Origin of the sequence: Zavarzinia sp., assembly GCF_049306435.1 — a bacterium.
In the GTDB taxonomy this organism is placed as follows: Bacteria; Pseudomonadota; Alphaproteobacteria; order Zavarziniales; family Zavarziniaceae; genus Zavarzinia.
In genome coordinates this window covers 1-8,720 of sequence record NZ_JBAQRT010000073.1, presented here as the reverse complement: position 1 = coordinate 8,720, position 8,720 = coordinate 1, and the positions used below count along the sequence as shown (strand labels likewise).

Annotated in this window: 10 protein-coding genes and 1 pseudogene; 5 read left to right on the top strand and 6 right to left on the bottom strand. The window is 65.3% G+C overall.

Annotation, left to right across the window (positions count from 1 at the left end):
- Positions 1–231: pseudogene (locus WAZ62_RS03690) on the bottom strand (hypothetical protein); the annotation flags it as partial.
- Between the two features lie 88 nt (positions 232–319).
- Positions 320–460, bottom strand: a complete 141-nt coding sequence (locus tag WAZ62_RS03685; RefSeq protein WP_422642181.1) for a hypothetical protein — start codon at positions 458–460, stop codon at positions 320–322.
- Between the two features lie 224 nt (positions 461–684).
- On the opposite strand from WAZ62_RS03685, the gene WAZ62_RS03680 reads away from it, so the two are divergent.
- On the top strand, positions 685–1,266 hold the full coding sequence (locus WAZ62_RS03680; protein ID WP_422642183.1) for a shikimate kinase: 582 nt from the start codon (positions 685–687) through the stop codon (positions 1,264–1,266).
- Positions 1,259–2,386, top strand: coding sequence for a 3-dehydroquinate synthase (gene aroB / locus WAZ62_RS03675; protein ID WP_422642180.1), 1,128 nt, complete (start codon positions 1,259–1,261; stop codon positions 2,384–2,386). The genes WAZ62_RS03680 and aroB overlap by 8 nt, the downstream gene beginning before the upstream one ends.
- A 3-nt stretch (positions 2,387–2,389) precedes the next feature.
- Here aroB and WAZ62_RS03670 read toward each other — a convergent pair whose 3' ends face one another.
- The 4 genes from WAZ62_RS03670 to WAZ62_RS03655 form a co-directional block, all read right to left on the bottom strand.
- Positions 2,390–2,605 (bottom strand): ribbon-helix-helix domain-containing protein, encoded by a 216-nt coding sequence (locus tag WAZ62_RS03670; protein ID WP_422642179.1) that lies wholly within the window; start codon positions 2,603–2,605, stop codon positions 2,390–2,392.
- A gap of 161 nt (positions 2,606–2,766) precedes the next feature.
- Positions 2,767–4,755: a calcium-binding protein gene (locus WAZ62_RS03665; RefSeq protein ID WP_422642178.1), complete on the bottom strand. Its 1,989-nt coding sequence runs from the start codon at positions 4,753–4,755 to the stop codon at positions 2,767–2,769.
- Positions 4,756–4,916: 161 nt separating this feature from the next.
- On the bottom strand, positions 4,917–6,497 hold the full coding sequence (locus tag WAZ62_RS03660) for a calcium-binding protein (RefSeq protein WP_422642177.1): 1,581 nt from the start codon (positions 6,495–6,497) through the stop codon (positions 4,917–4,919).
- 106 nt (positions 6,498–6,603) lie between these two features.
- Positions 6,604–6,873 carry a BolA family protein gene (locus tag WAZ62_RS03655; protein WP_422642176.1) on the bottom strand — a complete coding sequence of 90 codons (270 nt, stop codon included), beginning with the start codon at positions 6,871–6,873 and terminating at the stop codon, positions 6,604–6,606.
- Positions 6,874–6,958: 85 nt separating this feature from the next.
- Between WAZ62_RS03655 and WAZ62_RS03650 the strand changes: the two genes are divergently transcribed.
- The 3 genes from WAZ62_RS03650 to WAZ62_RS03640 all read left to right on the top strand — a co-directional run.
- The gene (locus tag WAZ62_RS03650; protein ID WP_422642175.1) at positions 6,959–7,582 is read left to right on the top strand and encodes a J domain-containing protein; all 624 of its coding nucleotides are present in this window, start codon (positions 6,959–6,961) and stop codon (positions 7,580–7,582) included.
- A 24-nt stretch (positions 7,583–7,606) separates the two neighbouring features.
- Complete coding sequence (gene cobS / locus WAZ62_RS03645; RefSeq protein ID WP_422642174.1) at positions 7,607–8,599, top strand: cobaltochelatase subunit CobS; 993 nt, start codon at positions 7,607–7,609, stop codon at positions 8,597–8,599.
- 18 nt (positions 8,600–8,617) lie between these two features.
- Positions 8,618–8,720, top strand: a 103-nt coding sequence (locus WAZ62_RS03640) for a hypothetical protein (RefSeq protein WP_422642182.1), incomplete at its 3' end; no start/stop codon positions are given.

The following is an 8,720-nucleotide window of genomic DNA, read 5'->3' as shown; positions in this document are numbered from 1 at the left end:
CCGCAACAGGGGCGCCGGATCGCCCGCCAGCCAGGGCGCGGCAGCACCAGGGCTTGGGGCCATGGTGAAACTCTCGGCCGGGGGCGAAAGCGGAATCGTCGGCGGGGGCGCCGTGTCGAGGCCCGGAAGCGGCGCCAGTTCCGTGGGATGGACGGGGGCTGGCGCGGGCGCCGGGGCAAGATCCGGTGCCACCGGCCCCTGGTCCCGGAGAATCGGTGGCAGCAGGCTCATGGGGCCGCCGGATCCTTGCGCGGACGCGCCGGAGGCGACCACCGACAGAGCGGCGGAGCAGGACAGAAGGAGAAGCTGGAGTGCCGCCCTATTCCGGGAAACGGTCATTGGGCAGCACCTGCTCCACCCTCTCGCGCGTGACGGGGGGGTTGAAGGTGGCAAGGTAGACGGCCCCGCCGATCGCGGCGACAACCAGCACGGCGGCCAGGGAAAGGATGATTTTGGACATGACCGGAAACTGACATCCATGTGAGGCGGGAATGGGGCATCCCGGGCCGGCGGCGGGCCTGCCACGGCAAGCGAATCCCCTGGAGCCCCGCCCACTCTAAGGGCCGGCCACCGCGAGGACAAGCACAGGGGCGCCCCTTGCCGCGGACATGCCGTCACGAGGCCGCTGCCCTTGAAAGATCGGCTGCCAGCGGGCACATTCCGCCCGTGGACGACAACGCGCATATTCAGGACCCGCTGGCCGAAGCCCCGGTTCCGCCTCACCCGCCTTTCATCCTGACCCGCACCATCGTGCTGGTCGGCCTGATGGGCGCGGGCAAGAGTTCGGTCGGCAAGCGGCTGGCGCAACGCCTTCACGTCCCCTTCATCGACGCCGATACCGAGATCGAGACCGCCGCCGGCTGCTCGATCGACCAGATCTTCGAGCGCCATGGCGAAGCCGCCTTTCGCGACGGCGAGCGCCGGGTGATCGGCCGCCTGCTGACCGAGAACACGCCCCATGTCCTCGCGACCGGTGGCGGCGCCTTCATGGACCCGGAGACGCGGGCCCGAATCAAGGCCTCCGCCCTGTCGATCTGGCTGAAGGCCGATCTCGACGTCCTCGTGCGCCGGGTCAAGAAACGCAACAACCGTCCCCTGCTGAAGAAGGGCGATCCCCGCGACGTCCTCGCCCGGCTGATCGATATCCGCTACCCGGTCTACGCCGAGGCGGATCTCACGGTCGAAAGCATCGATGGACCGCACGACCGGGTGGTCGACGATGTCCTCGCGGCCGTGGCCCGCGCGCAAGGAATAGAGCATGGCTGACCCCGTGAACGTGACCGTCCCCGTCGCCCTGGGTGACCGCGCCTATGACGTTCATATCGGCGTCGGGGTGATCGACAGGCTGGGCCAGGGCGTGCGCGATCTGTTCCCCCGGGGCCGCGCCCTGATCGTGACCGACGAGCATGTCGCCGCGCTGCATCTGGGTCGCGCGATCGCCAGCCTCGATGGCGCCGGCATCCGGCACGAGACGATCATCGTGCCGGCGGGCGAAGGCAGCAAGAGCTTCGCCGTGCTGGAACAGGTCTTGTCCCGCCTGCTGGATTTTCGCATCGAGCGGCGCGACGCCGTGGTGGCGCTGGGCGGCGGCGTGATCGGCGATCTCGCCGGTTTCGCAGCCTCGATCGCCAAGCGCGGCGTCGATTTCATCCAGGTGCCGACCACGCTGCTGTCGCAGGTCGATTCGTCGGTCGGCGGCAAGACCGGGATCAACACGCCGCAGGGCAAGAATCTGGTCGGCGCCTTCCATCAGCCGCGTCTGGTGCTGGCGGATACCGCCTTGCTGGAAACCCTGCCCCGGCGCGAACTGCTGGCCGGCTATGCCGAAGTGGTCAAATACGGTCTGCTCGGCGATGCAGGCTTCTTCGACTGGCTGGAAGTCCATGGCACGGCCCTCGTCGATGGCGACCAGGCGGCCCGGATCGAGGCGGTGCGCCGTTCGGTCAGCGCCAAGGCCGGCGTCGTCTCGCGCGACGAGAAGGAAACCGGCGAGCGCGCGCTCCTCAACCTCGGCCACACCTTCGGTCATGCCCTCGAGGCGGCGACGGGCTTCGGCCAGCGCCTGCTGCATGGCGAGGGGGTCGCCATCGGCATGCGCCTCGCCTTCGATCTGTCGGTCGATCTCGGCCTCTGCCCGGGACAGGATGCCCTGCGCGCCCGGCGCCACATGGCCGCCGTCGGCCTGCCGGTTTCCCCGTCCGATATCGAGGACGCGGCGCTGATCGCTTCCGAACTGACGCCCGAAGCCCTGATCCACCACATGGCCCAGGACAAGAAGGTGAAGGATGGCAAGCTGACCTTCATCCTGGCCCGGCGCATCGGCGAAGCCTTCATCACCCAGGATGTGCCGGTCGCGGCGGTTGATCGGGTATTGCGCGCGGCCTGAACTTCAGGCCGCCGCCAGGGTTCCGCGAAAATAGTCGACAACCCAGCAGCGCAGGGCCGAGGTGAAGTTGGGACCCGGCCGCTCGGTCGCGACCCGGTTGCACAGATCGTCAAGCCCCAGACCCTCGCGCTCGCAGATATCCTCGATCGCGTCCCACAAGGTCGGCTCCAGCCTGATGCTGGTCCTGTGCCCCTTGATCTTCACGTTGCGCACACGCATGGCCTGCCCCGCGTAACCACTCATACGGGTGCATTATAGACATACGTCAGTTTGCGACGTGACCTAAAAGTTGCTCCTGGAAATTATGCTCTCGATAGATGCGAAACATTCGGCGCGGGCCGATGCCACCGGGACGGATCGTCCCGGTGGCATTCTTTCGGTCAGACCAGGAAGTCGCTGGCGTCGAGCACACCGATATTCGTGTTCTCGATGATGAACTTGTCGGTGCCGAAGGCGATGACCACATCCGCGCCGACCTGGCTCATGTGCGCCTGGATATCGGCGAAGCTGTTGGCGGCGCTGGCGGTGAAGTCCAGATAATCGAAGTTGTTGGTGAAATCCTTCACCGTGTCCACGCCCGTTCCGGTGGCGAAGACGAAGGTGTCACGCCCCGCGCCGCCGGTCAGGTCGTCATTGCCGATGCCGCCGTCCAGCCGGTCGGTATTGTCGCCGCCGAACAGATCGTCGAGGCCCTGACCACCAAGAAGGGTGTCGTTGCCGGCATCGCCATAAAGGATGTCGTCCTTGGCGCCGCCGTCGAGCGTGTCGACCCCGGCGCCACCGCGCAGGTCGTCATTGCCCTGGCCACCGGAGATCGTGTCGTTACCGGCGCCGCCGTCGATGAAATTGGCCGCGTTGTTGCCGATCAGCGTATCGGCATAGCCCGAGCCGCCAATGTTCTCGATCTGGGTGACGGAGCCGCCGGCGACGCCGCCGATCGAGATCTTGCCGGTCGACAGGTCGACCACGCCGCCCTTGGTCGCATAATAGAGCGAGACCGTGTCGATGTCCGCGCCGCCGTTGTAGCTGTCGTTGGCATCGAGCGGGCCGTTGACGACGAATGTGTCATTGCCGCCATTGCCGACGACCTTGTCCTTGCCGCCCGCCAGCGACCAGAACACGTCGCCGCCGCCACCACCGATCAGCGTGTCATTACCGTTCGAGTCATACATCGTGTAGGACGCGTCGACTTCGGCGCTGGCGTCGAGATAGACGTAATTGCCGGCGCCGATATTGCCGGAACTGCTGACCAGCAGCCCCTCGTCCGTGTTCAGGTTGCCGTCGGCGAAGAAGAGCTTGTAGGTGAAGCCATCGCGCAGCACGACACGCTCGACCCCCACGAGACCATCATCGCCGAAATGGACGCCGGCCGAGAGATTGCCGGTCAGATCGAAGGTGTCATAGCCCGCCCCGCCCCAGATGGTATCGGCGCCATCGAGGTCGCCGCCGAAACTGATGACGTCGTCGCCGCCGAGGCCCGAGACGATGTCCGTGCCGCCATTGCCGCCGCGATAGAGATCGGCCCCGCCGCCACCGGTGAAATGGTCATCGCCCGCGCCGTCATAATAGTCGAAGCGGCCGTCCGTCTCGGTCGAGCCGAGGAAGGCGACGGTCTGTCCCGCCAGCACGCTGCGCATGTCGACGTTCAGCCACTGGCCGGCAGCGAGCAGCGTGTCGGCGACCTGGAAGGTCGCACCATGGTCGCCGACCACCGCCAGCGTCTCGATATTCTGGAAATTGCCGCCGTTGATCTGGATCGTGCCGGACTGCAGGCCACGGAAATAAACGATGTCGCTACCCGAGCCACCATTGATGAAATCGCCGGCACCGAAATTATTCTCGGCCATGATCACATCACCGCCGCCCTGACCGTCGATATGGTCGGTTCCGCCATAGGACATCGACAGGCTGTCGCCCCCCTGGCTGCCGATCAGGATATCATTGCCGTAACCGTCCGAGACATTGAAGCTGCCGTCGGTCTCGGCCGAGCCGTCGAAGTGGAAGTAATGGCCGCTGCCGCCGAAGCCGACGCCATAGGCGCTGACCGTCATGACCTCGCCGGCGAGCAGATTACCGTTGCTCATGGTGATGTCGTAGGAAAAGCCCGAGGTCATCTCGAAGCTCTCGACATAGCGCAGGGTGGTCGAGGCGAGCACGAGACCGGCGCTGTAGTCGCCCTGCAGGGTCACATGATCATAGCCGTCACCGCCGATAACCCGGTCAGCCGCCGTCAGGGTGGCGCCGAAATTGAACTGATCGTCGCCTTCCTTGCCGTTGACGATGTCCGTGCCGCCCTGGGCCATCTCGAAGAGATCGGCGCTGCTGGTTCCCGTGAAGCTATCGTTATTGATCGTGCCGGTGAAATTCATGATGTGGTCTCTGCGCCCGCGATTGGGATGGCTTCCTATAGTTCACACGGAAGATGCAGGCAAAAGCTGGATGCGGCTTTTGTTCACACGTCACATCGAATGTGCGGCCGTCACATCGTTAACACCGGCCGCATCGCCAACAAGGGACAATACCGGGCGGTTCAGAGCATGAAATCGCCGGCATCGAAGCCGTCGATGCTCGCCCCCGCGATGACCAGACTGTCCGATCCATAGGTGATCACGACATCGGCGCCAACCTGGGCCATGTGAGCGCGGACATCGTCAAAATCGCCCGCCGGGCTGGTCCGAAGGTCGAGAATGTCCTCGCCATCGACGAAATCCGTCACCGTGTCGACGCCGCCGCCCCGGGCGAAGACGAAGATATCGCTACCCGCGCCACCTTCGAACTGGTCATTACCCGCACCGCCGTCGAGCCGGTCGAGCCCGTCGCCGCCGAACAACCTGTCCGCGCCCGCCCCGCCGAACAACTTGTCGTTGCCGGTATCGCCGTGGAGCCGATCATCGCCGTCGTTACCGAGAATCCGGTCCTGGGCGCCGCCACCCCGCAGATCATTGTCGAGCGCGTTGCCGAACAGCCTGTCGTTCCGACCGCTGCCCACCGCATTCTCGACCTCGCCGATGCGGCCGGCGGCTTCGCCGTTGATCGTGAGCACCCGCGCCGCGATGTCGATGACGCAGAGAACGGCGTCGACACCGGCCCGAAGCGTGTCCATGCCGTCGCCACCGTTGAAGATGCTGCCGGCGTTGGCGAATTTCCCGAAAGTGATCACATCGTCGCCGCCGCGCCCCTGCACATGGTCGAGTCCGCCTTCGACCACGCTGAATTCGTCGTTGCCGCCACCACCGATCAGCGTGTCGTCACCGCATCCGTCCGACATGGCATAGGAGGCATCGGTCTCGCGGCTGGCGCTGATGTAGACGCTGGTCTCGGGCGCGTCGCTGAAGCGGGTCAGGGAGCCGACATGGATCACCTCGCCCGTTGCCGCATAGGCATCGGAAAACACGGCGCGGAAGGAATTGTGGTAGTCGCAGGACAGGACGATATTCTCGATCCCGCCGAGCCGGGTTCCCGTGAAGTTGACGGAAATGAGCCCGACCGAGAATTCGCCGTGCAACTCGAGAAGATCGTTGCCCGCCCCGCCCAGGATCACGTCCGACGCATCGTAGCCGGAGTGGATGTAGAACGAGTCGGCGCCCGCGCCGCCGCGAAAGATATCGTGGCCGCCGTAATAGCTGTGGACGACGTTGCCGAAGGACCCGCCGATGAATTCGCTGTCGGGCGCGCCTTCGTGAAACATCAGCACGGCATCATGCTCGGCCGAGCCGTCGACCCGCACCGAATGGCCGGCCCCTCCGCCATCGACGGTGACCGTGGCGTAAGTCTTCACGTTCATCACGCTTCCGGCGGCGGCATTGCTGTCGTTCAGCGTCAGGCCGTAGTCGTAGCCGCTCGTCAGATGAATGCTGTCGATATTGCGGACCGTGTTCGCGCCAAGGACCAGACCGGCGCTGTAGTCCCCGGCGAGATAAAGATTCTCGTCTTCCCTCGTGTCGCTGCCGCCGTTGACCCGGTCGTCGGCCGTCAGCGTGGCGCCGAAGTAGAAGAAGTCGCTGCCACCACCGCCGTTGACCCTGTCCACGCCGCCCTGGGTCATTTCGAACCTGTCGACCTTGTCCGTACCGTTCAGCGTGTCGTTGCCACTCGTGCCGATGAAATCCATGGCCCTGTCCCTTCGCGCCCGCCGATCGCACAGCTATACGACGCGGGCGCCCGGGCACCGTTGCGACAGATCAATTCCGCACGGCCCGGCTTCCGGACCGGACCATTTACTCCCCGGGCGCGAGCAGGGTCAGTTGCAGGGCATGCAGCCCCTTGCCGAATTCCTCGGCCAGCAGGCCGTTGACCAGGCGGTGGCGCGCCACCCGGCCCTGGCCGGCGAAGGCCGGGGCAACGACGCGGACGTTGAAATGGCTCTCGCCCCCCTCGCCCGCCACGCCGGCATGGCCGGCGTGGCGGGCGGAATCATCGACCACCGTGACGACGGCGCCATCGAGGGCGGTTTCGAGTCTCGCGCGGATTCGGTCGGCCATGCGCATGGTGAATTCCTTCTGTGACGTCGCGGCGCCGTCTTAATTGTCGGGCCACCTTGTGCCTGCTGTGCCGCGCACCCATAATCCGCGGATGCCCCGTAAGGAAAGTGCTTATCCACGTCGGGCCAAAGGCCTTGGCGACTCCGCCGCGCTGCGCCCCTGCGCCAGCGAGGGGTGCCTTTGCGCGGGCGAATACCGGGCGCCGCGCTCGCGCGATCCGAACGACTCGCCGCTGTGGTTCTGCCTCGAGCATGTGCGCGAGTATAACCGGACATGGAACTGGTTCGAGGGCATGGCGGCCAACGAGATCGAAACCTACCAGTCCCAGAACGCCACCTGGCACCGCCCGACCTGGAAACTGGGCGAGCGGGCGGGCGGCCGCTCCCAGGCCCGGCATCATGCCGAGCATGGGGCGCACGATCCCTTCGATCTGCTGGGCGAGGCCGGCTATCGTATCGACGGCACGGCAAGGAACGGCGCCGTGCCTGAGACAAGGCGCCTGTCGCCCGAGGACAAGGAAGCCCTCGCCGTTCTCGAACTGGACGCCGGCGTGAGTGCCCCGGACGTCAAGTCCCGCTACAAGGCGCTCGTAAAACGCTACCATCCCGATCGCAACGGCGGCGACAAGGCCGCCGAGGCGCGCTTGCGCAAAGTCATCGACGCCTATCGTCATCTGCGCGACAAGGGATTCATGCGTGAGGAATTGGCCAGGTAATCAGCCGAGTAGGATTGACCGATCATGACTTCCAACTCCCATGCCGTGACTCCTGACGGCAAGCCCGATATCAAGGTTTCGGTCCGTCAGGTGTTCGGCATCGACAGCGATCTCGAAGTGCCCGGCTTCTCGGTGCCCAACGAATATGTGCCGGACCTCGACGAGACCTATCGCTTCGACCGGGAAACCACGCTGGCGATCCTCGCGGGCTTTGCCTACAACCGCCGCGTCATGATCCAGGGCTATCACGGCACCGGCAAGTCGACCCATATCGAACAGGTCGCCGCCCGGCTGAACTGGCCCTGCATCCGCATCAATCTCGACAGCCATATCAGCCGCATCGATCTCGTCGGCAAGGACGCGATCGTCCTGAAGGAAGGTCGCCAGGTCACCGAATTCCGCGAAGGCATCCTGCCCTGGGCCCTGCAGAACCCGACGGCGCTGGTGTTCGACGAATATGACGCCGGCCGCCCGGATGTGATGTTCGTCATCCAGCGCATCCTCGAGGTCGAGGGCAAGCTGACCCTGCTCGACCAGAACCGGGTAATCCGGCCGCATTCCGCCTTCCGCCTGTTCGCCACGGCGAACACCGTCGGTCTTGGCGACACCACCGGCCTCTATCACGGCACCCAGCAGATCAACCAGGGCCAGATGGACCGCTGGAACATCGTCGTCACCCTGAACTACCTGCCGAAGGATCAGGAAGTGGCGATCGTTCTCGCCAAGTCGCCGCAGTTCCAGAATCCGGAAGGCAAGAAGACGATCTCGGCCATGGTCGGCGTCGCCGAACTGACTCGCGCGGGCTTCATCGCCGGCGACATCTCGACCGTGATGTCGCCCCGCACGGTGATCACCTGGGCCGAGAACGCGCGCATCTTCAACGATGTCGCCTTCGCCTTCCGGGTCACCTTCCTCAACAAGTGCGACGAGGTGGAACGGGCGACGGTGGCGGAATATTACCAGCGCTGCTTCGGCAAGGAATTGCCGGAATCCGCTGCCAACATCCGCATTTCCTGACCGGCCCGGCCTGACGCCATGGCCCGTCCAGAAAGCCCCGTCGAGCCGTTCAAGCGCGCGGTCGCCGCCGCGACCCGCGCCATCGCCGAGAAGCACGACCTGAACATCGCCTTCGGCGCCG

Bases quoted from the DNA above. Each gene is read 5' to 3' on its own strand.
- WAZ62_RS03685 (WP_422642181.1), bottom strand. From the start codon at position 460: ATGTCCAAAATCATCCTTTCCCTGGCCGCCGTGCTGGTTGTCGCCGCG.
- aroB (WP_422642180.1), top strand. From the start codon at position 1,259: ATGGCTGACCCCGTGAACGTGACCGTCCCCGTCGCCCTGGGTGACCGC.
- WAZ62_RS03670 (WP_422642179.1), bottom strand. From the start codon at position 2,605: ATGCGTGTGCGCAACGTGAAGATCAAGGGGCACAGGACCAGCATCAGG.
- WAZ62_RS03665 (WP_422642178.1), bottom strand. From the start codon at position 4,755: ATGAATTTCACCGGCACGATCAATAACGATAGCTTCACGGGAACCAGC.
- WAZ62_RS03660 (WP_422642177.1), bottom strand. From the start codon at position 6,497: ATGGATTTCATCGGCACGAGTGGCAACGACACGCTGAACGGTACGGAC.
- WAZ62_RS03655 (WP_422642176.1), bottom strand. From the start codon at position 6,873: ATGCGCATGGCCGACCGAATCCGCGCGAGACTCGAAACCGCCCTCGAT.
- WAZ62_RS03650 (WP_422642175.1), top strand. From the start codon at position 6,959: ATGCCCCGTAAGGAAAGTGCTTATCCACGTCGGGCCAAAGGCCTTGGC.
- cobS (WP_422642174.1), top strand. From the start codon at position 7,607: ATGACTTCCAACTCCCATGCCGTGACTCCTGACGGCAAGCCCGATATC.